The sequence below is a fragment of the Pseudomonas sp. NA-150 genome (assembly GCF_044336365.1).
GTDB lineage: Bacteria > Pseudomonadota > Gammaproteobacteria > Pseudomonadales > Pseudomonadaceae > Aquipseudomonas.
In genome coordinates, this window is sequence record NZ_CP172305.1 from 3,019,680 (window position 1) to 3,044,883 (window position 25,204).

At 58.9% G+C, this 25,204-nt stretch carries 23 protein-coding genes; 17 read left to right on the plus strand and 6 right to left on the minus strand.

The features are described from left to right. Positions 1-19: 19 nt before the first annotated feature. The 3 genes from ACF0H7_RS14410 (at position 20) to cysB (ending at position 2,625) form a co-directional block, all read left to right on the plus strand. Positions 20-925, plus strand: coding sequence for a 5'-nucleotidase (locus ACF0H7_RS14410; protein ID WP_397453408.1), 906 nt, complete (start codon positions 20-22; stop codon positions 923-925). A 95-nt stretch (positions 926-1,020) separates the two neighbouring features. Next, on the plus strand, positions 1,021-1,515 hold the full coding sequence (locus ACF0H7_RS14415) for a universal stress protein (RefSeq protein WP_397453409.1): 495 nt from the start codon (positions 1,021-1,023) through the stop codon (positions 1,513-1,515). A 135-nt stretch (positions 1,516-1,650) separates the two neighbouring features. Further along, a complete protein-coding gene (gene cysB, locus ACF0H7_RS14420) occupies positions 1,651-2,625 on the plus strand; it encodes an HTH-type transcriptional regulator CysB (protein ID WP_397453410.1) in 975 nt (324 codons plus the stop codon). A gap of 78 nt (positions 2,626-2,703) precedes the next feature. Here cysB and ACF0H7_RS14425 read toward each other — a convergent pair whose 3' ends face one another. Next, positions 2,704-3,438 carry a phosphoadenylyl-sulfate reductase gene (locus ACF0H7_RS14425; protein ID WP_397453411.1) on the minus strand — a complete coding sequence of 245 codons (735 nt, stop codon included), beginning with the start codon at positions 3,436-3,438 and terminating at the stop codon, positions 2,704-2,706. Between the two features lie 151 nt (positions 3,439-3,589). On the opposite strand from ACF0H7_RS14425, the gene thrH reads away from it, so the two are divergent. After that, entirely contained in the window at positions 3,590-4,207 is a 618-nt protein-coding gene (thrH, locus tag ACF0H7_RS14430; RefSeq protein ID WP_397453412.1) for a bifunctional phosphoserine phosphatase/homoserine phosphotransferase ThrH, read from the plus strand. A 72-nt stretch (positions 4,208-4,279) separates the two neighbouring features. Here thrH and pabB read toward each other — a convergent pair whose 3' ends face one another. The 4 genes from pabB to ACF0H7_RS14450 form a co-directional block, all read right to left on the minus strand. Continuing rightward, the gene (gene pabB, locus ACF0H7_RS14435; protein ID WP_397453413.1) at positions 4,280-5,623 is read right to left on the minus strand and encodes an aminodeoxychorismate synthase component I; all 1,344 of its coding nucleotides are present in this window, start codon (positions 5,621-5,623) and stop codon (positions 4,280-4,282) included. Positions 5,624-5,692: 69 nt separating this feature from the next. Then, on the minus strand, positions 5,693-6,673 hold the full coding sequence (locus tag ACF0H7_RS14440; protein WP_397453896.1) for an alpha-L-glutamate ligase-like protein: 981 nt from the start codon (positions 6,671-6,673) through the stop codon (positions 5,693-5,695). Continuing rightward, on the minus strand, positions 6,673-8,217 hold the full coding sequence (locus ACF0H7_RS14445) for an inactive transglutaminase family protein (RefSeq protein WP_397453414.1): 1,545 nt from the start codon (positions 8,215-8,217) through the stop codon (positions 6,673-6,675). Before ACF0H7_RS14445 ends, ACF0H7_RS14440 begins: the two co-directional genes overlap by 1 nt. 4 nt (positions 8,218-8,221) lie before the next feature. Continuing rightward, complete coding sequence (locus tag ACF0H7_RS14450; RefSeq protein ID WP_397453415.1) at positions 8,222-8,758, minus strand: ATP-dependent zinc protease; 537 nt, start codon at positions 8,756-8,758, stop codon at positions 8,222-8,224. 337 nt (positions 8,759-9,095) lie between these two features. On the opposite strand from ACF0H7_RS14450, the gene ACF0H7_RS14455 reads away from it, so the two are divergent. The 5 genes from ACF0H7_RS14455 (at position 9,096) to prpF (ending at position 15,826) form a co-directional block, all read left to right on the plus strand. Next, positions 9,096-9,809 carry a GntR family transcriptional regulator gene (locus ACF0H7_RS14455; protein ID WP_397453416.1) on the plus strand — a complete coding sequence of 238 codons (714 nt, stop codon included), beginning with the start codon at positions 9,096-9,098 and terminating at the stop codon, positions 9,807-9,809. Beyond that, a complete protein-coding gene (prpB, locus tag ACF0H7_RS14460; protein ID WP_397453417.1) occupies positions 9,806-10,696 on the plus strand; it encodes a methylisocitrate lyase in 891 nt (296 codons plus the stop codon). Before ACF0H7_RS14455 ends, prpB begins: the two co-directional genes overlap by 4 nt. A gap of 77 nt (positions 10,697-10,773) precedes the next feature. After that, entirely contained in the window at positions 10,774-11,901 is a 1,128-nt protein-coding gene (prpC, locus tag ACF0H7_RS14465) for a 2-methylcitrate synthase (RefSeq protein ID WP_397453418.1), read from the plus strand. Positions 11,902-11,980: 79 nt separating this feature from the next. Next, positions 11,981-14,575, plus strand: coding sequence for a Fe/S-dependent 2-methylisocitrate dehydratase AcnD (gene acnD, locus ACF0H7_RS14470; protein WP_397453419.1), 2,595 nt, complete (start codon positions 11,981-11,983; stop codon positions 14,573-14,575). A gap of 60 nt (positions 14,576-14,635) precedes the next feature. Continuing rightward, positions 14,636-15,826 (plus strand): 2-methylaconitate cis-trans isomerase PrpF, encoded by a 1,191-nt coding sequence (gene prpF / locus ACF0H7_RS14475; RefSeq protein WP_397453420.1) that lies wholly within the window; start codon positions 14,636-14,638, stop codon positions 15,824-15,826. A 165-nt stretch (positions 15,827-15,991) separates the two neighbouring features. Here prpF and ACF0H7_RS14480 read toward each other — a convergent pair whose 3' ends face one another. After that, entirely contained in the window at positions 15,992-16,810 is an 819-nt protein-coding gene (locus ACF0H7_RS14480) for a pyruvate, water dikinase regulatory protein (RefSeq protein WP_397453421.1), read from the minus strand. A 185-nt stretch (positions 16,811-16,995) separates the two neighbouring features. Between ACF0H7_RS14480 and ppsA the strand changes: the two genes are divergently transcribed. From ppsA to ACF0H7_RS14520, 8 genes are all read left to right on the plus strand, one after another. Beyond that, entirely contained in the window at positions 16,996-19,371 is a 2,376-nt protein-coding gene (ppsA, locus tag ACF0H7_RS14485) for a phosphoenolpyruvate synthase (protein ID WP_397453422.1), read from the plus strand. A gap of 104 nt (positions 19,372-19,475) precedes the next feature. Next, positions 19,476-20,468 carry an alpha/beta fold hydrolase gene (locus tag ACF0H7_RS14490; protein ID WP_397453423.1) on the plus strand — a complete coding sequence of 331 codons (993 nt, stop codon included), beginning with the start codon at positions 19,476-19,478 and terminating at the stop codon, positions 20,466-20,468. Between the two features lie 157 nt (positions 20,469-20,625). After that, on the plus strand, positions 20,626-21,114 hold the full coding sequence (gene rraA / locus ACF0H7_RS14495) for a ribonuclease E activity regulator RraA (protein ID WP_397453424.1): 489 nt from the start codon (positions 20,626-20,628) through the stop codon (positions 21,112-21,114). Positions 21,115-21,145: 31 nt separating this feature from the next. Further along, positions 21,146-22,141: a zinc transporter ZntB gene (locus ACF0H7_RS14500; protein WP_397453425.1), complete on the plus strand. Its 996-nt coding sequence runs from the start codon at positions 21,146-21,148 to the stop codon at positions 22,139-22,141. Positions 22,142-22,238: 97 nt separating this feature from the next. Next, on the plus strand, positions 22,239-22,487 hold the full coding sequence (locus ACF0H7_RS14505) for a CrfX protein (RefSeq protein ID WP_397453426.1): 249 nt from the start codon (positions 22,239-22,241) through the stop codon (positions 22,485-22,487). 2 nt (positions 22,488-22,489) lie between these two features. Continuing rightward, positions 22,490-23,314, plus strand: a complete 825-nt coding sequence (locus tag ACF0H7_RS14510; protein ID WP_397453427.1) for a mechanosensitive ion channel domain-containing protein — start codon at positions 22,490-22,492, stop codon at positions 23,312-23,314. Between the two features lie 88 nt (positions 23,315-23,402). Next, positions 23,403-23,993 carry an RNA polymerase sigma factor SigX gene (gene sigX / locus ACF0H7_RS14515; RefSeq protein ID WP_397453428.1) on the plus strand — a complete coding sequence of 197 codons (591 nt, stop codon included), beginning with the start codon at positions 23,403-23,405 and terminating at the stop codon, positions 23,991-23,993. 107 nt (positions 23,994-24,100) lie between these two features. Further along, positions 24,101-25,078 (plus strand): OmpA family protein, encoded by a 978-nt coding sequence (locus ACF0H7_RS14520; RefSeq protein WP_397453429.1) that lies wholly within the window; start codon positions 24,101-24,103, stop codon positions 25,076-25,078. Positions 25,079-25,204 lie beyond the last annotated feature (126 nt).

Consider the following 25,204-nt stretch of genomic DNA (forward strand, 5'->3'; position numbering starts at 1 on the left):
TTCAGCCCAGGAGGGCGCTATGGCGACAGGTCTCGGCAATAAACTGGTGTTGGCCATTTCTTCCCGCGCCTTGTTCGATCTGCGGGAAAGCCATGCGGTGTACATGGCTGACGGGGTCGAGGCCTATCGCAAGTATCAGATCGAGCATGAGGAGGAAATCCTCGAGCAGGGTGACGCCTATCTGCTGGTGGAAAAACTGCTGAGCCTCAATGGCCGCCTGGAGGAGTCGCGAGTCGAAGTGATTCTGGTCTCACGCAACAGCGCGGACACCGGCCTGCGAGTGTTCAATTCGATCCAGCACTACGGCCTCGACATCACTCGCGCCGCGTTTGTCGGCGGGCGCAGTCCTTATCCGTATCTGGCGGCGTTCGGCTGTCATCTGTTTCTCTCCACCCACGCTGAAGACGTACGTGGCGCGTTGAGTGCCGGTTTCGCCGCTGCGACCATTTTGTCCGGCGGCGCACGACGTGCCGCCAGCGCCGAGCTGCGTATCGCCTTCGACGGTGATGCAGTGCTGTTTTCCGACGATTCCGAGCGGGTCTATCAATCCGGTGGCCTGGAGGCGTTTCAGGCCAGTGAACGTGAGTCGGCTCGCGAGCCGTTACGGGGCGGACCGTTCAAACCCTTCCTGGCGGCCTTGAACCTGCTGCAACGCGAGTTTCCCGAAGCCACCTGTCCGATCCGCACAGCACTGGTCACCGCCCGTTCGGCGCCAGCCCATGAGCGGGTGATTCGGACCTTGCGTGAATGGGATATCCGCCTCGACGAGTCGTTGTTTTTGGGCGGGCTGGAGAAGTCGGCCTTTCTCGAAGCGTTTGCCGCCGACGTATTTTTCGATGACCAACCGGGTCACTGTGAAAAGGCGCGGGAGGTGGTCGCCACCGGTCACGTACCCCATGGCATCAGTAATGAACTCAATACTTGAACCCTCGTCGCCTCAATGGGCGCTGGCCGCCGCAGTCGCCAAGGCGCTGCTAAGCTGAGTCAATCTCCGCCATTATTGGCAGTCGAGGAGGTCACATGATTCGTTCGATGCTGTATGCCACGGACCTGGGGCTGTATGCGCCCTATGTTCTGCAGCATGCCTTGGCGCTGGCTCGAACCTTCAATGCCGAGTTGTACGTGATCCACGTGGTGGAACCCATGGGGTTGTTCGCCGAGTCGGTTTTACAGAGCTATCTTGATGAAGACGTGTTGAAGGAGTTGCGCAGTCAAGGACTCAACACCGTCATGGAAGGCATCGAACAACGGGTGCTGGACGGCTTCAGGGATGAGTTGGGGGAGGGCCATCAGGACCTGGAATTGATCCGCAGCGTTCGCGTGATTCAGGGGGATCCTTCCAACGTAATCCTTGAACAGGCGCAAAAGCTGGGCGTGGACTTGCTGGTGGTCGGCAGTCACAGTCATGGCACCGAGGGCGACACCCCGCTGGGGCGCACCGCGGCCAAGGTCCTGCAATTGTCCGAGATTCCGGTGTACATGGTGCCGATGTTGCACCATCGGGTACGCCAATAAATCCTTTCGACACAGCAGGTTGGGTCCTTGGGCTGTCAAAAATGATAAAAAAGTTCTAGCTTTATTCCTCCGACCATTAATATAGTTATATACCGTCGCTGACGATCGTGGCGTCTACCGCTTTGAGGGATACATATGAAGCTTCAACAATTGCGCTACATCTGGGAAGTGGCGCACCACGACCTCAACGTTTCGGCAACGGCTCAGAGCCTGTACACCTCTCAGCCGGGCATCAGTAAGCAGATTCGCTTGCTTGAAGACGAATTGGGCGTCGAGGTCTTTGCGCGCAGCGGCAAGCACCTGACTCGGGTGACCCCGGCTGGCGAAAGAATTATTACCACGGCCGGAGAGATCCTGCGCAAGGTCGAGAGCATCAAGCAGATTGCTCAAGAGTTTTCCAACGAGAAAAAAGGCACGCTGTCGATTGCCACCACCCACACCCAGGCGCGTTACGCGTTGCCGCCGGTGATCAGCAATTTCATCAAGCAATACCCTGACGTGGCGCTGCACATGCACCAGGGTTCGCCGATGCAGATCGCCGAGATGGCCGCTGATGGTACCGTGGATTTCGCGATTGCCACCGAAGCCCTTGAGCTGTTCGGTGATCTGGTGATGATGCCGTGCTATCGCTGGAACCGCTGTGTCGTGGTGCCGCAAGGCCATCCGCTGACCAAGGTGCCCAAGCTGACCCTGGAAATCCTCGCCGAATACCCGATCGTGACCTACGTGTTCGGGTTTACCGGTCGTTCAAAGCTGGACGAGGCCTTCAGTCATCGTGGCCTGACGCCGAAAGTAGTGTTTACCGCAGCTGACGCCGACGTGATCAAAACCTACGTTCGTCTGGGCCTGGGTGTGGGTATCGTGGCTAAAATGGCGGTGGACGCCAAGCTCGACAGTGATCTGGTGGTGCTGGATGCCAGCGAATTGTTCGAAGCGAGCATCACCAAGATCGGCTTCCGTCGCGGCACCTTCCTGCGGGGCTTCATGTGCGACTTCATCGAGAAGTTCGCCCCGCACCTGACCCGTGACGTGATGGCCAAAGCCATTCAGTGCCACAACAAGCAGGAACTGGAAGAGCTGTTCGCTGGCGTGGAATTGCCGGTGCATTGATCAAAAGCTATCGCGGGCAAGCCCGCTCCTACAGGGTAATACGCTCTTCTGTAGGAGCGGGCTTGCCCGCGATGGGATTCAAACCTTCGCGATCAAATTCCCCGAATGCAGCCCGCATTCTTTTTGCGTAGCTTCTTCCCACCACCAGCGGCCTTCGCGTTCGTGCTGGCGTGGCAGTACCGGGCGAGTGCAAGGCTCGCAGCCGATGCTGATGAAACCACGCTCATGCAGGCTGTTGTACGGCAGCTCCAGCATGCGGATGTAACCCCAGATCTCTTCGCTGGTCATTTGCGCCAACGGGTTGAACTTGTACAGGGTGCGCTCGGGCGTTGAGAACGCGCTGTCGATTTCCACCACCGCGACTTCGCTACGGGTGCTCGGGCTTTGATCCCGGCGCTGACCCGTGGCCCAGGCGGTGACGCCTTCCAGTTTGCGGCGCAACGGCGCGATCTTGCGGATCCCGCAGCATTCGCCATGGCCGTCCTTGTAAAAACTGAACAGGCCTTTTTCCTTGACGAAGGGTTCCAGCGCGCGCTGATCCGGAGAGATCAGTTCGATGTCGATCTTGTAGTGTTCGCGGGTCTGCTCGATGAAACGGTAGGTTTCAGGGTGCAGACGGCCGGTGTCGAGACTGAACACCTTGACGTTCTTGTTGAGTTTCCAGGCCATGTCCACCAGCACCACGTCTTCGGCACCGCTGAAGGAGATCCACAGCTCATCACCGAAATGCTCAAAGGCCAGTTTCAAAATGTCCTGGGACGACTTGTTGGCGTAAGTCGCGGCGAGGGCGGCGACGTCGAAGGGTTGGCTCATCAGGAGGCTTCCTACAGATTTGGCGCTTTGCGCTCGTATGGACGCGATAGTAACAAAAACCTTCGACCACTTGGCGTTTTGAGCGGCTGGCGTGGCGCTGTTTCAGCGGCTAGAGTTGCGCTTCTTTGGTCGTACCCTGAAGGAGTGCTCTGTGGAAATTGCCTGTCTCGATCTCGAAGGTGTGCTGGTCCCGGAAATCTGGATCGCCTTTTCTGAAAAAACCGGAATCGAATCCCTGAGGGCGACCACCCGGGATATTCCGGATTACGACGTGTTGATGAAGCAGCGCCTGCGAATCCTTGACGAGCATGGCCTGAAACTGACGGATATTCAGGAAGTGATCGCGACCTTGAAACCACTGGACGGCGCCATCGAGTTCGTCAACTGGCTGAGCGAGCGGTTTCAGGTGGTGATCCTGTCCGACACCTTCTATGAGTTCTCGCAGCCGCTGATGCGCCAACTGGGCTTTCCGACGCTGTTGTGTCATCGCCTGATCACTGACGAGACGGGGCGCGTGGTCAACTATCAATTGCGTCAGAAAGATCCCAAGCGCCAGTCAGTGTTGGCCTTCAAGAGCCTGTACTACCGAGTGATCGCCGCTGGCGATTCGTATAACGACACCACCATGCTGGGCGAGGCCGATGCCGGCATTCTGTTCCATGCGCCGGAGAATGTGATCCGAGAGTTCCCGCAGTTTCCGGCGGTGCACACTTTTGAGGATTTGAAGATGGAGTTCATCAAGGCGTCGAATCGGGAGTTAAGTGTGTAATCAGCCAGATCCACCGCATCAAGCCATTCGCCAACGTGTTGGCGAAGGCGTCAGTCCAGGCGATATAGGCGTCTACAGGTTCTCCAGCGTATCCAGCAACACCCTGACCTTGGTCAACGACTCCTGATACTCGTCCTCGCAATCCGAGTCCGCGACAATCCCGCCTCCACCCCAGCATGAGACCGTTCCATCCTTGGCCAACAAACTGCGGATGGCAATCGAGCTGTCCATTTCGCCGCGCACGTCGAGGTAGATCAACGAGCCGCAGTACAGGCCGCGACGGGTGGGCTCCAGTTCGTCGATGATCTGCATTGCGCGGATTTTCGGAGCGCCGGTGATTGACCCACCGGGGAAGCTGCTGGCTATCAGGTCCAGAGCATCTTTGTCGGCTGCCAGTTCGCCTGTCACGCTGCTGACCAAGTGATGCACGTTGGGGTAGCTTTCCAGGCTGAACAGCTCGGGGACTTTCACCGAGCCGATTTGGCAGGTGCGGCCCAGGTCGTTGCGCAACAGGTCAACGATCATCAGGTTTTCCGCGCGGTCCTTGCTGCTGGCCAGCAACTCGGCGGCTAACGCTGCGTCTTCACCTGGCGAGACCCCGCGCGGGCGAGTGCCTTTGATCGGGCGGGTTTCCACCAGGCGGTTGCTGACCCGCACGAAGCGCTCGGGCGACAGGCTGAGTATGGCGTTGCCATCGGGCAGTGCCTGAAAACCGGAAAACGGCGTCGGGCAGGCTTGGCGCAATGTGCAATACGCGGCCCAGGGATCGCCTGCGTAATCCGCCTGGAAGCGTTGCGTCAGATTGATCTGATAGCAGTCACCTGCCTGGATATAGGACTGCACCCGCTCGAAGGCCTGGCGGTAATCATTGGCGCTGATACTGGTGCGAAACGGGCCTTTGAGACGAAAGGCCGGGTCTTCTTCGGTAGTCGGCAGAGTGAACAGCTCAAGCAGCCGCTGGCGCTCGGCGTCCGCCAGCGATGGGTGAAATACCAACTGGCTGGTAGCCGTCTGATGGTCGCTGATCAGCGCCCAGGCATACAGCCCGATACGAGCATCGGGCAGTTGCAGGTCGTCGACCGACAGGCTCGGCAGTGGTTCAAGGCGTCGGCCGAAATCATAGCTCAGGTAGCCGATCAGACCTCCGGCAAACGGCAGTGCGCAGTGCGCGGGCAACTCGGCGCGGCCCAGACCTTCCAGGCTGTCACGCAGCCGCTGGAGAAAAGCGCTACCGGTTTCGCCACTGTCGGCGGTGAAGGCTTGCAGCGGCCAGGCACTGCACAGGTCGTAGCGGCCGCGCTCGGCACTGGGCCGGCCGCTGTCGAGCAAGATGGCCCCCGGCGCATGGCGAATCCGCGCAAAGTACTCAGCAGGATTGGGCGTGTAGGGCAGGGGGTGTACGGAACAGGTCGGCATTGAAAACAATCAGTGATCGGGGTGCGGGCGGCGATTGTAGTCCTCTGCAGGACTGACTCATAGGGGATGTCAGGAAACCACCGGCACATGGCCAAACAGTTCTTGCACGAAGCGCACCCGTTGTTCGACGGTGTCCACCTCCTCGTTGAGCGCCAACTGCTCCAGGCGCTGCTCCACGGCCTGGGTGCGGTGGGTCAGGCCGCAGTCATTGGCAATCTGGATGTTCAGCCCCGGGCGGGCATTGAGCTCGAGAATCAGCGGGCCTTTGTTCTGATCCAGCACCATGTCGACGCCGATATAACCCAGGCCGCATAGCTCAAAACAGCCGGCGGCCAGTTTCATGAAACCGTCCCAATTCGGCAGTTGCACGCCATCCACCGCGTTGGTGGTGTCCGGGTGTTTGCTGATGATGCTGTTGAGCCAGGTGCCGCGCAGGGTCACGCCGGTGGCCAGGTCGACCCCGACACCGATGGCGCCTTGGTGCAGATTGGCCTTGCCGTTGGATTGGCGGGTCGGTAAACGCAGCATGGCCATGATTGGATAACCCATCAACACGATGACTCGGATATCCGGCACGCCCTCATAACTGATGCTGCGAAAGATCTGATCGGGGGTGACCCGGTATTCGATCAAGGCGCGGTCGCGGTGGCCGCCCAGTGAGTAGAGCCCGGTGAGAATGCTGGAGATCTGGTGCTGGATCTCTTCGCGACTGATGATCCGGCCGGAGATTGAGCGAAAGCGCTCTTCGAAACGGTCGGCAATCACCAGAATGCCATCGCCGCCTGCGCCCTTGGCCGGTTTGATCACGAAGTCGTCGCGACCGCCGATGATCGCGTCGAGGTTGTCGATTTCCTTTTCCGTGGAAATCACCCCGTACATTTCCGGCACGTGGATGCCGGCCTCTATCGCCCGTTGCTTGGTGATGATCTTGTCATCGACGATCGGGTACAGGCCGCGTTTGTTGTACTTGAGCACGTAATCCGCGTTGCGCCGGTTGATGCCCATGATCCCTTGGGCTTCCAGCGCTTTCCAGGTTTTCCACCAGCCGATCATTTGACCTGTTCCTTCTCGTCCTTGATAAAGGCTTTGAAGCGGATCAACTCGGTCAGGCGATAGCCGCGATAACGCCCCATGGCCAGCATGAAGCCCACCAGAATCAACAGGATCGCCGGGAAGGTGAACACGAAGTAGATCAATTCCGGGACGCTCATGATGATGTGCGCCAGGGAGGCGGCGAACAGCGTACCGATCGCGACTTTCATTGCATTGGCGCTGCCACGTTCTTCCCAGGTGATCGACAGCCGTTCGATGGTCATGGTCAGAATCACCATCGGGAACAGCGCCACCGACAACCCGCGTTCCAGGCCCAGCTTGTGGCTGAACAGGCTGATGGCGGCGATCAGCACCACGACGAAGGTCAGCACCACCGACAGGCGCGGCAGCATTTGCAGTTTCAAATGTTCGAGGTAGGAGCGCAGTGACAACCCGAGCGCGGTAATCAGGGTGAACAGTACGATGCCGAACCCCAGTTGCGTCTCGCGAAATGCCAGGGCAATCAGTACCGGGGTAAAGGTGCCCAGGGTTTCCAGGCCGATCAGGTTGCGCAGGATCAGGATCACCAGCACCCCGATCGGGATCATCACCATGATCATGAAGGTTTGCTGGGTTTGCAGCGGCAAGCCGTACAGCGAATAACCGAGGAAGTCGCCGGCGGTGTTTTCGTCGGTCAGCTTGGCCAGGCGGATGGCGTTCATTTCACTGTTGTTGAGGCTGAAGTTGACGGTCGCCTTCTTGCCGCCTTCGACGCTGATCAGGTTTTCGTCACCGACCCACCACAACAGGCGATCGGTCGGCAGGCCTTGCTCGCCGTTGTCCGGGTTGAAGTACAGCCACGCTTTGCCGTTGAAACTGCGCAGCCACAGCTCCGGGGTTTGTGGTTGATCGGCTACCAGCCGGATGGTATGGGCCTTTTCCACCGGCACATGGGCCACCGACAGCAGCAGTTCGGTGATGCGGGCCTTGTTCGAGGTGGAGGTATCGCCGGCCAGCAGCAACTTCACGTTGTCGTCGCTGAGGTTATTTACCCGTTTGATGGTCTCGGTGACGAAGGTTTCGACATCGGCCGAGTGCTGGCGAATGGGTGCCAGCAACGCGTCGGCGGCGATTTTTTCCGGACCTTCAATGGCGATGCTGTCGCGGAAGGTCGGGCCTTTGATCTTCAATTTGTCGCCGGTGTAGCGCTTGGTCAGTACCAGGCGGTAATACAGGGTCTGGTTGCCGGTAGCACGGCGGGCCGACCAGGTGACCTTGCGGTTGCCATCGACGCGATTGACGCTGACCCCGTAGTTGTTGGAGATGAAGCTCTCATTGAGGCTGACGTAGTCATGGCTCAAGGGTGGAACGAACATCTGGATCTTCACCGGGTCCTTCGGGTTGGCGACGAACTCGACTTTGGCATCGATGTTCCACAAGTCGTCGGTTTCATCCTCGGTCACGGGAATGCCCAGGGCGAAGATCTGATAGGCCGTGATCGCGACGCCCAGGGTCACCAGGACCGCGATCAGGATTTTCAGATGGAGGGTAAGAGCGCGCATGAAGTTACTCTAAAATTTGAGCAGTGGCCGCACAGGCAGGCTTGCCAGCGGCGTATTTAAGGCTGGGGTCGACCAACGCGTCGAAATGTTTCAAGGCGTCCGCGCCGATCAGCAACGGGTATTCGAAGGCGCTGCGGTCGGTCAGGTTGACTTCGATGGTGCGTAATTCGTTGCCCATGCACACGTCGAGGCTGATCACCGGGCGGGCCGTGTATTTTTTCTCGTCGTCAGGGTCGTAGTCGCTGGCCCGACGCTTGATCTTGCTGACGCGCGCCAGTGGGCGCTCGATCGGGTGTTGGTGGGCGTCGTCGATGGCCAGGTAAAAGCGCACCCAATGCTCGCCGTCGCGCTTGAAGCGTTTGACGTCGCGGGCACTGAGGGAGGCGGTTTTCGCGCCGGTGTCGAGTTTGGCCGCCACGTCCAGGTTGATATCCGCAAGCGTCGCGTATTCGGTCAGGCCATAGACTGTCTTGTCGGCGGCCATGCTCGCACCGGATAAAAACAATAGACAGAGCAAAATGGGGAAGGGCGTAAGTCTCATAAGTCCTGGCGCAGTGAAATGACGATCGTCGGGGCGAGGGCGTTTTCACCTTGCGCGCAAGCTTCCTTGTGCATCTGCGTCAGGCCGCGAACGGGGTGCCAGCGGCAGACAGGCTGTGGCATCGGTTTCAGTCGACAGATCCGGGCCGCATTCTAGCATGAGCATCATCGAGCGCCAGCCATGGCAGTGGCCGACACAGACTGTAGGAATAATCCTTATGTAACGGGCGTCATAAACGTCAGCTATCGGACGATTGTCGACAATGTTGATTTTTACGTTGACGTATAGGTCGTGGAAAGCTAATTTTGGCGCAACTGCTTAGCAAGGTGTCAACAATATGCTGGACACGATGGAAGTTGCAGGTCCGACCCAGGATGATTCAGAGACGTTGTCCGAAAACGTCTTTCGCCGCATTCAGGCCGCAATCGTCAAGGGCGAGATCGCGCCGGGCAGTAAAATTTCCGAGCCGGAACTGGCCCGCACCTACGGCATCAGCCGTGGCCCGCTGCGTGAGGCGATCCATCGTCTGGAAGGCCAGCGCCTGTTGGTGCGGATTCCCCATGTTGGCGCCCGCGTGGTTTCGCTGAGCCATGCCGAGCTGATCGAGCTGTACGAAATTCGCGAGTCACTGGAGGGCATGGCCTGTCGCCTGGCCGCCGAGCGCATGACTCCTGAGGAAATTGACGAGCTGCGCCGGGTGCTGGAAACCCACGAGCGCGACGCCGCGTTCCAGAAAGGGGTTGGCTATTACCAGCAAGAAGGCGATTTCGATTTCCATTACCGCATCATCCAGGGCAGCGGTAACCGCACCTTGACCCAGATGCTCTGCGGCGAGCTGTACCAACTGGTGCGCATGTACCGCATCCAGTTCTCGGCGACGCCTAACCGGCCACGTCAGGCATTTGCCGAGCACCACCGCATTCTTGATGCCATTGCCGACCGTGACGGTGAACTGGCCGAGCTATTGATGCGCCGCCACATTGGCGCATCGAAACGCAATATTGAGCGCCACTATCAGGCGACCCCAACGACAACCCGAGGTGAAAAATGAGTTCTGCCAAATCGACTCCCGGTCAGCGCTTCCGTGACGCTGTCGCCAGCGAAAAACCCCTGCAGGTGATCGGCGCGATCAACGCCAACCATGCTCTGTTGGCCAAACGCGCTGGCTTCAAGGCCATATACCTCTCGGGTGGCGGGGTCGCTGCAGGTTCCCTGGGCTTGCCGGACCTGGGCATTACCGGGCTGGACGATGTACTGACCGACGTGCGCCGCATCACCGATGTGTGCGACTTGCCGCTGTTGGTGGATGTCGACACTGGTTTTGGTTCTTCGGCGTTCAACGTGGCGCGCACCGTGCGTTCGATGATCAAGTTCGGCGCGGCGGCGATCCACATCGAGGATCAGGTCGGTGCCAAGCGTTGCGGCCATCGCCCGAATAAAGAAATCGTCACCCAGCAAGAAATGGTCGATCGGATCAAGGCGGCAGTCGACGCCCGTACCGATGACAGCTTCGTGATCATGGCTCGCACCGATGCGCTGGCCGTTGAAGGCCTGGAATCGGCGCTGGACCGCGCCGCAGCCTGCATCGAAGCCGGCGCCGACATGGTGTTCCCGGAAGCCATCACTGAGCTGGACATGTACAAGCTGTTCGCTGCCCGGGTCGGCGCGCCGATTCTGGCTAACATCACTGAGTTTGGCGCGACGCCGCTGTACACCGTCGATGAATTGCGTTCTGCCGACGTGTCCATCGTTCTGTACCCATTGTCAGCGTTCCGCGCCATGAACAAGGCGGCGGAAAACGTCTACCGCGCAGTCCGTCGCGACGGCACCCAGAAAAACGTCATCGACACCATGCAGACCCGCATGGAGCTGTACGACGCCATCGATTACCACACCTTCGAGCAGAAGCTCGACGCGTTGTTCGCGACCAAGAAGTAACTCTGGAGATTATCCAGGGCTAAAGTGGATCGGACGAGATTGCCGTTTCCCGAATAATTCCAAGATTGGAGAAAGCAATGGCTGATGCAAAAGTATTGAGCGGAGCAGGCCTGCGTGGCCAGGTGGCTGGGCAAACGGCATTGTCGACCGTGGGGCAGGCCGGTGCTGGCCTGACCTATCGTGGCTACGACGTGCGTGAACTGGCGGCCGAGGCGCGTTTCGAAGAAGTGGCTTACCTGCTGCTGTACGGCGAGCTGCCAACCCAGAGCCAGCTGTCTGCTTATATGAAGAAACTTCAGGGCCTGCGTGACCTGCCGCAAACCCTGAAGGAAGTGCTGGAACGCATTCCGGCCGATACCCACCCGATGGACGTCATGCGCACCGGCTGCTCGATGCTCGGCAACCTGGAACCGGAAGCCAGCTTCGATCACCAGCGCGAATCGACCGACCGCCTGTTGGCCGCGTTCCCGGCGATCATGTGCTACTGGTATCGCTTCAGCCACGACGGCGTGCGTATCAGCTGCGTGACCGATGAAGCCTCGATCGGCGGGCATTTCCTGCACCTGTTGCTGGATACGCCGCCGAGCGACCTGCACCGCAAGGTGATGGATGTGTCGTTGATCCTCTACGCAGAGCACGAGTTCAACGCCTCGACCTTCACTGCGCGGGTGTGTGCTTCGACCCTGTCGGACCTGTTCTCCTGCGTCACGGCGGCCATCGGCACCCTGCGTGGCCCGCTGCACGGCGGCGCCAACGAAGCGGCGATGGAAATGATCGAGCGTTTCGGTTCGGCCGAAGAAGCGGTCAAGGGCACTCTGGCAATGCTGGAGCGCAAGGACAAGATCATGGGCTTCGGTCACGCGATCTATAAGGACAACGATCCGCGTAACGAAGTGATCAAGGGTTGGTCGAAAAAACTCGCCGACGAAGTGGGCGATACCGTGCTGTACCCGGTGTCTGTGGCGATCGACAAGACCATGTGGGAACAAAAGAAATTGTTCCCGAACGCGGACTTCTACCATGCCTCGGCGTACCACTTCATGGGCATCCCGACCAAGCTGTTCACCCCGATTTTCGTCTGCTCGCGCCTGACCGGCTGGGCTGCACACGTGTTCGAACAACGGGCCAACAACCGCATCATCCGCCCGAGCGCCGAATACACCGGCGTCGAGCAGCGCAAGTTCGTGCCAATCGAACAGCGCTGACCGGGAGTGGGGATTCGCCGGGCATCCTAGCGATCCCCATCTCGCCTTATTTGAATATTCCGTGATTGAGTCCCAGCGCATGAACACTGAAAACCGCAAGCCGTTGCCCGGCACCCGACTGGATTACTTCGACGCCCGCGCGGCAGTCGAGGCGATCACGCCTGGGGCTTATGCCACCCTGCCTTATACCTCCCGCGTCCTTGCGGAAAACCTGGTACGCCGCTGCGACCCTGCGACGCTGAATGCGTCCCTGAGCCAGCTGATCGACCGCAAGCGCGACCTCGACTTTCCGTGGTTCCCGGCCCGCGTGGTGTGCCACGACATCCTCGGCCAGACCGCGCTGGTGGACCTCGCCGGCCTGCGGGATGCCATCGCCGATCAAGGCGGTGATCCGGCCAAGGTCAACCCGGTGGTGCCGACCCAACTCATCGTCGACCACTCGCTGGCCGTTGAGCGCGGCGGCTTCGATCCGGACGCGTTCGCCAAGAACCGCGCCATCGAAGACCGTCGTAACGAAGACCGTTTCCACTTCATTAACTGGACCAAGAAGGCGTTCAAGAACGTCGACGTGATCCCGCCTGGCAACGGCATCATGCACCAGATCAACCTGGAGAAAATGTCGCCGGTGATTCAGGCGCGTGACGGCGTGGCCTTTCCGGATACCTGTGTCGGCACCGATAGCCATACCCCGCACGTCGATGCACTGGGTGTGATCGCCATCGGCGTTGGCGGCCTGGAAGCCGAAAGCGTGATGCTCGGCCGCGCGTCGTGGATGCGCCTGCCGGAAAGCGTCGGTGTGGAACTGACCGGCAAGCTGCAACCCGGTATCACCGCCACCGACATGGTGCTGGCACTGACCGAGTACCTGCGCAAGCAGAAGGTGGTCGGGGCGTGGCTGGAGTTCTTCGGTGAAGGCGCTGCGGCCCTGACCCTGGGCGATCGCGCGACCATTTCCAACATGGCCCCGGAATACGGCGCCACGGCGGCCATGTTCTACATCGACCAACAAACCATCGATTACCTCAAGCTCACCGGCCGTGAAGACGAGCAGGTGCAACTGGTCGAGAACTACGCCAAGCTCACCGGCCTGTGGGCGGACAGCTTGAGCGCTGCGCAATACGAGCGCGGGCTGCAATTCGACCTGTCCTCGGTGGTACGCAACATGGCCGGCCCGAGCAACCCGCACGCACGTTTGGCGACCAGCGAGCTGGCGGCCAAGGGCATTTCCGGGCACTGGGATGACGTGCCGGGGCAAATGCCGGACGGCGCGGTGATCATTGCCGCGATCACCAGTTGCACCAACACCAGCAACCCACGCAACGTGATCGCCGCGGGCCTGCTGGCGCGCAACGCCAACAAGCTGGGGCTGGCGCGCAAGCCTTGGGTCAAGTCGTCGTTGGCACCCGGTTCCAAGACCGTTGCCATGTACCTGGACGAAGCGGGTCTGACCAACGAACTGGAGCAGTTGGGTTTTGGCATCGTCGGCTTTGCCTGCACCACCTGCAATGGCATGTCCGGCGCGCTGGACCCGGTGATCCAGAAAGAAATCATCGACCGCGATTTGTACGCCACCGCCGTGCTCTCGGGTAACCGCAACTTCGACGGCCGTATACACCCGTACGCCAAGCAAGCGTTCCTTGCCTCGCCGCCGTTGGTGGTGGCCTATGCGATTGCCGGCACCATCCGTTTCGACATCGAGAAAGATGTGTTGGGTCTCGACGCCGAGGGCAAGGAAATTCGCCTCAAGGACATCTGGCCGAGCGACGAAGAAATCGACGCGGTGGTCAAAGCCTCGGTCAAGCCGGAGCAGTTCCGCAAGGTCTACATTCCGATGTTCGCCATTCAGGAAGACACCGGTCCCAAGGTCAGCCCGCTGTACGACTGGCGCGAGATGAGCACCTACATCCGCCGTCCGCCGTATTGGGAAGGCGCCTTGGCGGGTGAGCGCAGCCTGACCGGCATGCGTCCGCTGGCGGTGCTGCCAGACAACATCACCACCGACCACCTGTCGCCGTCCAACGCGATCATGCTCGACAGCGCGGCCGGTGAGTACCTGGCGAAAATGGGCCTGCCCGAGGAAGACTTCAACTCCTATGCGACTCACCGCGGCGACCACCTGACCGCGCAGCGCGCAACGTTTGCCAACCCGAAACTGTTCAACGAAATGGTGCTGGAAAACGGCAAGGTCAAGCAGGGCTCGCTGGCTCGCGTTGAGCCGGAAGGCAAGGTCACCCGCATGTGGGAAGCCATCGAGACTTACATGGAGCGCAAACAGCCGCTGATCATCATCGCCGGCGCTGACTATGGCCAGGGTTCGTCCCGCGACTGGGCGGCCAAGGGCGTGCGTCTGGCAGGAGTCGAAGCCATCGCCGCGGAAGGTTTCGAGCGTATCCACCGCACCAACCTGGTGGGCATGGGTGTGTTGCCGCTGGAGTTCCAAGCGGGGGTCAATCGCCACACCCTGGGCATCGACGGGACCGAAACGTATGACGTGATCGGTGAGCGCAAGCCGCGTGCCACGCTGACCCTGGTGATCACCCGGAAAAACGGTGAGCGCCTGGAGGTGCCGGTCATCTGCCGTCTGGACACCGCTGAAGAAGTGTCGATCTACGAGGCGGGCGGTGTGTTGCAACGTTTCGCTCAGGACTTCCTTGAGTCAGCTGTAGCGGTTTAAACCCTGTGTCGAGGCGGGACGATCACGTCCCGCTTTCACCTTATTCAGGACAAAATTCCCATGACTCATGCTCCTCAAATTAGAATCCCCGCCACCTATATGCGTGGCGGCACCAGTAAAGGCGTGTTCTTCAGCCTGAACGACCTGCCAGCGGCCGCCCAGGTTGCTGGCGCGGCGCGTGATGCCTTGTTGCTGCGGGTGATCGGCAGCCCCGATCCTTACGAGAAACAGACCGACGGCATGGGCGGCGCGACCTCCAGTACCAGCAAGACGGTGATCCTGTCGAAAAGCAGCCAGGCCGCTCACGACGTCGATTACCTGTTCGGTCAGGTGGCGATCGACAAGCCGTTCATCGACTGGAGCGGCAACTGCGGCAACCTGTCGGCGGCGGTCGGTTCGTTTGCGGTCAGCAATGGCTTGGTCGACGCCAGTCGCATTCCACTTAACGGCGTGGCCGTGGTGCGTATCTGGCAGGCTAATATCGGCAAAACCATCATCGCTCATGTGCCGATCACTGACGGCGCAGTACAGGAAACCGGTGATTTTGAACTGGATGGCGTGACCTTTCCGGCGGCGGAAGTGCAGCTTGAGTTCATGAGCCCAGCGGCAGAAGAAGAGGGCGCAGGCGGCTCGATGTTCCCCACCGGCAACCTGGTGGACGACCTGGAAGTGCCGGGTGTCGGCACCCTGAAGGCAACCATGATCAACGCCGGGATCCCGACCATTTTTGTCAACGCCGAAGACATCGGCTACACCGGTACCGAGTTGCAGGGCGCGATCAATGGCGACCCGAAAGCGTTGCTGCTGTTCGAAACCATTCGTGCCTATGGTGCGGTGCGGATGGGTTTGATCCAGAACGTCGACGAAGCAAGCAAGCGTCAACATACACCCAAGGTCGCGATTGTCGCCAAACCTGCGGCGTACGTGTCGTCCAGTGGCAAGACAGTTACGGTTGCTGATACCGACCTGCTGGTGCGGGCGATGTCCATGGGCAAATTGCACCACGCGATGATGGGCACTGCGGCGGTGGCTATTGGTACTGCGGCGGCGATCCCGGGCACGCTGGTCAATCTGGCGGCCGGTGGTGGGCCGCGGACCTCTGTACGTTTTGGACATCCATCGGGCACGTTGCGTGTGGGTGCCGAGGCGAATCAGGTTGACGGCGAGTGGACTGTGGTCAAAGCGATCATGAGCCGTAGTGCGCGGGTGTTGATGGAAGGTTGGGTGCGCGTGCCGGGTGATTCGTTCTGATATATGTCTGATTCGGCCGTGCCTTGTAGGAGCGGGATTGCCCGCGATAAGGTCGGAACGACCTTCAAAGATGTGGACGGCAAGTGATAATTTGGAGCCTGTCTCAATTTTGCGGTCGTTTCTCGACCGATCGCGGGCAAGCCCGCTCCTACAGAGGGCGACGAGTTACTTGAAGCGCCGCTCCACCCCTTTCTCCACAAGAATTTTCGCGGAAATTTCTTCGACCGAAAAATGCGTGGAGTTGATGTGCGGAATATTCTCGCGGCGGAACAGGTTTTCCACCTCGCGCACTTCGAATTCACATTGGGCGAAGCTGGAATAACGGCTGTTGGGTTTGCGTTCGTGACGAATGGCGGTCAAGCGGTCCGGATCAATAGTCAGACCAAATAGTTTACTGCGGTGTTGTTTGAGCGCTGCCGGTAACTGCAAACGCTCCATATCGTCTTCGGTCAGTGGATAATTGGCGGCGCGAATGCCGAATTGCATGGCCATGTACAGACAAGTGGGGGTCTTGCCGCAACGCGAGACACCCACCAGAATCAGGTCGGCCTTGTCGTAGTAATGGGTACGGGCGCCGTCGTCGTTATCGAGGGCGAAGTTCACCGCTTCGATGCGCTCCATGTAATTGGAGTTGTGACCGATGGAGTGCGACTTGCCCACCGAGTAGGACGAGTGTGAACTAAGCTCTTGCTCCAGCGGGGCAAGGAAGGTCGAGAAGATATCGATCATGAAACCGTTGGAAGTCGCGAGAATCTCACGGATTTCCTGGTTGACGATGGTGTCGAAGATGATCGGGCGAACTTCGTCCTTATCGGCGGCCCTGTTGATTTGTTGTACCATTGCGCGCGCTTTTTCCACGCTGTCGATGTACGGTCGCGTGAACTTGCTGAAGGTGATGGTTTCAAATTGTGCCAGCAGGCTTTGGCCCAAAGTCTCGGCGGTGATGCCTGTGCCGTCGGAGATGAAGAAAGCAGATCGTTTCATTTGCGCCGGGGCCTTAAGCTAGTGACGAATCTTGGATATGATAGGCCGGCTTACGGCCTGGATGGCCAGCATTCTCACTTATTTTCCAGGTCCAGGCCATACACGCCCGGAACCGCTTTATTGGCAGTTTCAGCGCCCTGAGCTTTTCCCAACAACAGTCCAACACAGTTAGTGGAGAGATCACCTTGGTAGAGTACGTAGTTTCCCTCGATAAGCTCGGCGTCCATGATGTGGAGCATGTGGGGGGCAAGAACGCATCCCTCGGCGAGATGATCAGTAACCTCGCGGGTGCCGGTGTTTCGGTCCCCGGTGGCTTTGCCACTACGGCTCAAGCGTATCGTGATTTCCTTGAGTTGAGCGGTTTGAACGATCAGATCCATGCGGCCCTCGATGCGCTGGACGTCGATGACGTCAATGCCCTGGCCAAAACCGGTGCGCAGATTCGCGCCTGGATCATGGAAGCCGAGTTCCCCGAGAAACTCAACGCCGAAATCCGCACCGCGTTCGCCGCGCTGTCGGCCGGTAACCCTAATCTGGCGGTAGCCGTGCGTTCATCCGCGACTGCCGAAGACTTGCCGGACGCTTCGTTCGCCGGCCAGCAAGAAACCTTCCTCAACATCCGTGGTGTGGAAAACGTCATTCGTGCGGCCAAGGAAGTGTTCGCTTCGTTGTTCAACGATCGCGCGATTTCCTACCGTGTGCACCAGGGCTTTGACCACAAGCTGGTCGCCCTGTCTGCCGGCGTACAACGCATGGTCCGCTCCGAAACCGGCACTGCGGGCGTGATGTTCACCCTCGACACCGAATCCGGCTTCCGCGACGTGGTATTCATCACCGGCGCCTACGGCCTGGGCGAAACCGTGGTGCAGGGTGCGGTCAACCCGGACGAATTCTACGTTCACAAGAACACCCTGGCCGCTGGCCGCCCGGCGATCCTGCGTCGCAACCTGGGCAGCAAGGCGATCAAGATGATCTACGGCGACGAAGCCAAGGCCGGCAAATCGGTCAAGGTGATCGATGTCGAGCCTGCTGATCGCGCGCGTTTCTGCCTGAGCGACGCTGAAGTCAGCGAACTGGCCAAGCAAGCGATGATCATCGAGAAACACTACAAGTGCCCGATGGACATCGAGTGGGCCAAAGACGGTGACGACGGCAAGCTGTACATCGTTCAGGCGCGTCCTGAAACGGTGAAGAGCCGCACCCAGGCCAACGTCATGGAGCGCTACCTGCTCAAGGAAACCGGCACTGTGCTGGCGGAAGGTCGCGCCATCGGCCAGCGCATCGGCGCCGGCAAAGTACGCATCATCAAAGACGTCTCCGAGATGGACAAGGTCCAGCCCGGCGACGTACTGGTCTCCGACATGACCGACCCGGATTGGGAACCGGTGATGAAGCGCGCCAGCGCCATCGTCACCAACCGTGGCGGCCGTACCTGCCACGCGGCGATCATTGCGCGCGAACTGGGTATTCCAGCGGTGGTCGGTTGCGGCAACGCCACCGAACTGTTGAAAGAAGGCCAGGGCGTGACTGTGTCCTGCGCTGAAGGCGACACCGGTTACATCTTCGAAGGCGAGCTGGGCTTCGATATCAAGAAGAACTCGGTTGATGCCATGCCGGATCTGCCGTTCAAAATCATGATGAACGTTGGTAACCCGGACCGTGCGTTCGATTTTGCCCAGTTGCCCAACGCCGGTGTCGGCCTGGCGCGTCTGGAATTCATCATCAACCGCATGATCGGTGTGCACCCCAAGGCGCTGCTGAACTACGCCAACCTGCCGCACGACATCAAGGAAAGCGTCGACAAACGCATCGCCGGCTACGACGATCCGGTCGGCTTCTACGTCGAAAAACTGGTGGAAGGCATCAGCACCCTGGCGGCCGCGTTCGCGCCGAAGAAAGTCATCGTGCGCCTGTCGGACTTCAAGTCCAACGAATACGCCAACCTGATCGGCGGCAAGCTGTACGAGCCGGAAGAAGAAAACCCGATGCTGGGCTTCCGTGGTGCATCGCGTTATATCAGCGAAAGCTTCCGCGACTGCTTCGAACTCGAATGCCGCGCGCTCAAGCGTGTGCGTAACGAGATGGGCCTGACCAACGTTGAAATCATGGTGCCGTTCGTGCGTACCCTGGGCGAAGCCAGTCAGGTGATCGATCTGCTTGCCGCCAACGGCCTGGCCCGTGGCGAGAATGGCTTGCGCATCATCATGATGTGCGAACTGCCGTCCAACGCGATCCTGGCCGAAGAGTTCCTCGAGTTCTTCGACGGCTTCTCCATTGGTTCCAACGACCTGACTCAGTTGACCCTGGGGCTGGACCGTGACTCCGGAATCATTGCGCACCTGTTCGACGAACGTAATCCAGCCGTTAAAAAGCTGCTGTCGAACGCGATTCAGGCGTGCAACAAGGCGGGCAAGTACATCGGCATCTGTGGTCAAGGCCCTTCCGATCACCCGGATCTGGCCCGCTGGTTGATGGATCAAGGGATCGAAAGCGTTTCGTTGAACCCCGACTCCGTGCTGGAAACCTGGTTCTTCCTGGCCGAAGCGCAAGCGCCGGTTTGATCTGAACGGATAGTGTGAAACGCCGGCCCAGCATTAAGTTGTTGGGTCGGTCATTTTTTCAGGGCGGTTTTTTCGAAAGCCGCCTTTTTTATGCAAGAGCAATAATGCAAAGCAGTAGCGATCTATTTCCTGTGGCCTTGATCAGCGCCGAGCGGTGTGGCGATCTGATCGAGGACGTATACCGATTGAAACCCGCCAACAGCCCGGACATCAGTGTCGAGCTGGCCGTGACCCGGCTTGGCCTGGTCGCGCAGCCCAATACCCGTGGCGTGCCGGTGGTGCTGTTGCATGGCAGCTTCTCCAATCGACGGTTCTGGTATTCGCCCAAAGGCATCGGCCTGGGGGCTCATCTGGCGCGCGCCGGTTACGACGTATGGATTCCGGAAATGCGCGGGCATGGCCTGTCGGCGCGCAACCAGGCTTATCGTCACAACCGAGTTGCCGATTACGCCCGTTATGACCTGCCGGCGATTGCTGCGTTTGTCCGTGAGCAAAGCGGGCAGATTCCGCACTGGATAGGCCATTCGCTGGGCGGCATCACGTTGGCGGCGGCGTTGGGCGGTCAGTACCTTGGCGAGCCTGGCGTGGCCTCTGTGGCGTTATTCGGCAGCCAGATCAGTCGCAGCTATTGGCCGTTGAAAATTCCGATGGTGGAGTGGGGCGGTCGCTTGTTGCTCAAGCGCTTCGCACATATATCCGGTTCGCGACTCAAGCGTGGACCCGAAGACGAACCCATCGGTCTGGCACTGGAAAGCATGCGCTGGTACGGGCTGTTCAATCGCTTCGGCGACAAGGACCGTGACTGGTGGGCCGGCTTGAGTGAAGTCCGGGTGCCGGTATTGGCGGTGGCCGCGGCGGCTGATGAGCAGGACCCGGCCTGGGCGTGTCGCAAACTCTGCGACCAATTTGGTTCAGAGCAGCGTCAGTTTGTCTGCCTTGGGCGCGCGCACGGATTCAGCGATGATTTTGGCCATGTCGAAATGCTGGTCAGTAAGGGAGCGCAGGCTCAGGTTTGGCCCTTGGTGGAGCGTTGGCTGCAGGATCAGTCGGCGCCGTTGACCAGTGAGTCACAGGTGCAGCGTCTGGCGGTAGGCTAGTAAAGGCCTAGACTCAGGTGTTTTAGCGTGGCAAAAAGGAACATTGGCACTTAATGGCGGTCTGTGTGTACGTCTGTTGATTCGCTGTAGGCGGTTCTTCATGCCCCGTGGGAATTTTCCCATGACAGGGTCGTTCTTTTTCACAAGGAGTTCACCCATGCACTACGTCACTCCCGATTTGTGCGACGCGTACCCGGAACTGGTGCAGGTCGTCGATCCGATGTTCAGCAATTTTGGTGGTCGCGATTCGTTTGGTGGTGAGATCGTCACCATTAAATGTTTCGAGGACAACTCGCTGGTCAAGGATCAAGTCGAGCTCAACGGCAAGGGCAAAGTGCTGGTGGTCGACGGCGGTGGATCGCTGCGTCGGGCGCTGCTGGGTGACATGCTGGCGGAAAAAGCGGCAAAAAATGGTTGGGAAGGGCTGGTGATCTACGGCTGCATCCGCGATGTCGATGTGATCGCGCAAACCGATCTCGGCGTGCAGGCGCTGGCCAGTCATCCGCTGAAAACCGACAAGCGCGGCATCGGCGACCTCAATGTGGTCGTGACCTTTGCCGGCGTAACCTTCCGCCCGGGGGAGTTCGTCTATGCGGACAACAACGGGGTGATTGTTTCCCCTACTGCGTTGAAAATGCCGGACTGATCCGGGCACCGCACACCTCACAGGATACCGAATGTTCGACGAAACAAACGCGCAGTGGGGGCTGGTTCATGCCCTGGTACTGGATGGTCAAGGCGGGGCGCGTTTCATCGCTCGAACCGAACTGGAAGACCTCCAATTGCAGCCGCACGAAAGTGTCTGGCTGCATTGGGATCGCAGTCATCCGCAAACTCAGACCTGGTTGCGCCAGTCCAGCGGGCTGAGCGAGTTCAGTTGCGACCTGCTACTGGAAGAAAATACCCGGCCGCGTCTGGTGCCTTTGCCCAACGCCGAGTTGTTGCTGTTTCTGCGTGGGGTCAACCTGAATCCGGGAGCCGAGCCGGAAGACATGGTCTCGGTGCGGATTTTTGCCTCGGCGCAACAGGTGATCTCCCTGCGCTTACGCTCCCTGCGTGCCACGGACGAGTTGATCGAACACCTCAACGCCGGCACCGGTCCCAAAACGTCCTCTGAATTGATCCTGTATCTTGCGCAATTCCTGACCGATAAGGTCCAGGCGTTGGTCAGCGAGCTGTCGGAACTCGTCGACGACGAAGAGGAAAAAATCGACGCCGACGAACGGTACGCTTGCGATCATGGCGATATGCTGCATATTCGCCGTCGCGCGGCCGGTCTGCGGCGCTTTCTGGCGCCACAACGCGAGGTCTACGCGCAACTCACCCGGCACAAGGTTCAGTGGTTCGTCGAAGACGATGGCAATTACTGGAATGAAGTGCACAACAGCTTGACTCGCTACCTGGAGGAGCTTGAGTTGACCCGCGAGCGGGTGGGCCTGGTGCTGGAAACCGAAGATCGACGACTAAACGAACGTATGAACCGGGTGATGTACCGTTTTGGTATCATTACGGGCATTTTTCTGCCCATGAGCTTTATCACGGGCTTGTTAGGGGTCAACGTTGGCGGCATTCCCGGCTCTGGCAGCCCGTACGGTTTTCTGATCGCCTGCGCGATCATGGGCGCCGTCGGGGTAGGGCAGTGGTGGCTTTTCCGCCGTTTGCGCTGGGTCTGATGTTCCAGGTGTGTTGAATTTTTTTCGCTACCGAACAATTGATTTGTGACCTGAACATTTTCCGAGGCGTCTTTCAGTGATATTGCGTGAGGTACCTATGCACGATCCGTTCGAAGAATCGCTGCGCGACATGCTTAATTCGTCGTCCTCCAGCCGGGATGACGATGCCTGCCTGGGGCGGGTGCTGAAAACCGCGAACCGCCAGGTCGGTGCCGGGGACCTGTTCAAGCTGCTTGGCCGCTGGTCGCAGGCGCTGATGATCGGGCTGAACAACGGTTCGCCCCACGTTTCCCCTGTCTCGCGTCGTACCCTTTCTTCTGCTCGCCCTGCTGATAAGGCTGATTGAACATGGAACTCAACCTCTGGACGCAGAGCCTGGTCACCGCCATGACGGTGTTATGGACCAAAGTCGCTAACTTCATCCCGAACCTGTTCGGCGCACTGATCGTGGTGTTGCTGGGGTTCGTCGTGGCCAAGCTGATCGACACGCTGTTGTCGAAGCTGCTGGCCAAACTGGGGCTCGATCGGTTGATGGGCGGTACCGGCCTGACCAAGCTGATCGCCCGTGCCGGGGTCCAGGTGCCGATTTCGACGCTGGTCGGCAAGATCGTCTACTGGTTCGTATTGTTGATTTTCCTGGTCTCGGCGGCCGAGTCGTTGGGCCTGGAGCGGGTCTCCTCGACGCTGGACATGCTGGCCTTGTACGTGCCCAAGGTGTTTGGCGCGGCGCTGGTGCTGCTGGTCGGCGTGTTGCTGGCGCAATTGGCCAACGGCCTGGTGCGCGGCGCAGCCGAAGGCGTGGGGCTGGATTATTCGGCTGGTCTGGGGCGTATTGCCCAGGGGCTGGTGATTATCATCAGTATTTCGGTCGCGATCAGTCAGTTGGAGGTCAAAACCGACCTGCTCAACCACGTGATCGTAATTGGTTTGATCACCGTTGGTCTGGCCGTTGCGTTGGCAATGGGGCTGGGCAGCCGGGAAATCGCCGGGCAAATCCTGGCAGGAATTTATGTGCGCGAGTTGTACCAAGTGGGGCAACAAGTGCGGGTTGGCGAGGTCGAAGGGCAGATCGAAGAAATTGGCACGGTGAAGACCACCCTGCTGACCGACGAGGGTGAGTTGGTGTCATTATCCAACCGAATCCTCCTCGAGCAGCGAGTGAGCAGCCGCTAACCCGGCAAATCCTGCTAAAGTATGCCGCCACAAAATGACCGGGAACCCGGGCAGTGGCGGACATTGACCACTGTCGGCACGACTTGTTTTGAATAAAACTCAATCGCTATCCATGCGCTACGACCCCCGCGAGCTCTCCGATGAGGAGTTGGTGGCGCGGGCGCACGTCGAGCTGTTTCATGTGACACGCGCCTATGAAGAGTTGATGCGTCGCTATCAACGAACACTTTTTAACGTCTGTGCACGTTATTTAGGGAACGATCGTGATGCTGACGATGTCTGTCAGGAGGTGATGCTTAAGGTGTTGTACGGATTGAAGAATTTCGAGGGTAAATCGAAGTTCAAAACCTGGCTGTACAGCATCACGTACAACGAATGTATTACGCAGTATCGCAAGGAGCGGCGAAAGCGTCGCTTGATGGACGCGTTGAGTCTCGACCCACTTGAGGAGGCGTCTGAAGAAAAGACGCCAAAACCGGAAGAGCGGGGTGGACTTGATCGCTGGCTTGTACATGTGAACCCGATTGATCGGGAAATTCTGGTGCTACGATTTGTCGCAGAGCTGGAGTTTCAGGAGATCGCAGACATCATGCATATGGGCCTGAGTGCCACGAAAATGCGGTACAAAAGGGCTCTTGATAAATTACGTGAGAAATTTACGGGCATTACCGAAACTTAACTCGGAGTAAATATCTCTAACGTGCAGGCAAGTTCTGTTAGACTTGCCGACGAGTTGTCCTTCGGTACGAGGGGCTTCTTAACAATCACCAGATGGGGATTTAACGGATGAAACTGAAAAACACCTTGGGCTTTGCCATTGGTACTGTTGTTGCCGCAACTTCGTTCGGCGTTCTGGCGCAAGGCCAAGGCGCGGTCGAGGGTGAAGTCTTCTACGGGAAGACGTACAACGACAGCGTCAAACACGTTGAAGACGGTCGCACACCTGGCATCTCCGCCGGCTACTTCATTACTGACGATGTAGAAGTGATCCTGGGCTACCAGAAGCACGATTACACTCGCTCGGACAACGCCGACTGGCAGAAAATCAACGGCGATAAAGCTACGCTGACTGGTATGTACCACTTCGGTACTGTTGGCGACGCTATCCGTCCATACGTTTCCGGCGGCTTTGCTCACCAGAGCATGACCAACGTTGAAGCTGATGGCCATTCTGGTCGTGACAGCTCTACCTTCGCGCAGATCGGTGCAGGTGCCAAGTGGTACATCACCGACAACCTGTACGCTCGTGCAGGCGTTGAAGCTGACTACAAACTGGACAATGGCCGTTGGGACTACGCTCCTACCATTGGTCTGGGCGTGAACTTCGGTGGCGGCTCCAAGCCAGCTCCAGCACCGGCTCCAGCACCGGCTCCAGAGCCAGTTGCTGAAGCTCCAGTAGAAGCAGCTCCACAGGTTGTACGTGTTCAGCTGGACGTGAAGTTCGACTTCAACAAGTCCGTGGTCAAGCCTAACAGCTACGCTGACATCAAGAACCTCGCTGACTTCATGAAGCAGTACCCACAGACCACCACTACTGTTGAAGGTCACACCGACAACGTCGGTCCTGACGCTTACAACCAGAAGTTGTCTGAGCGTCGTGCAACCGCCGTTAAAACTGTTCTGGTTAACCAGTACGGTGTTGGCGCTGGTCGTGTGAGCTCGGTTGGTTACGGTAAATCCCGTCCAGTCGCAGACAACAAAACTGAAGCTGGCCGCGCGATCAACCGTCGCGTAGAAGCTGAAGTAGAAGCAAAAGCTCAGTAATCTGAGTTAAGCCTCTACAAGGAAAGCCCGGCTCTGGCCGGGCTTTTCTTTGCCTGCGATTTGAGGGTGGCGGAACTCGGACCTGTGCAGGAGCGAACTTGTTCGCGAGGCGGTGTTTAGCGCAAA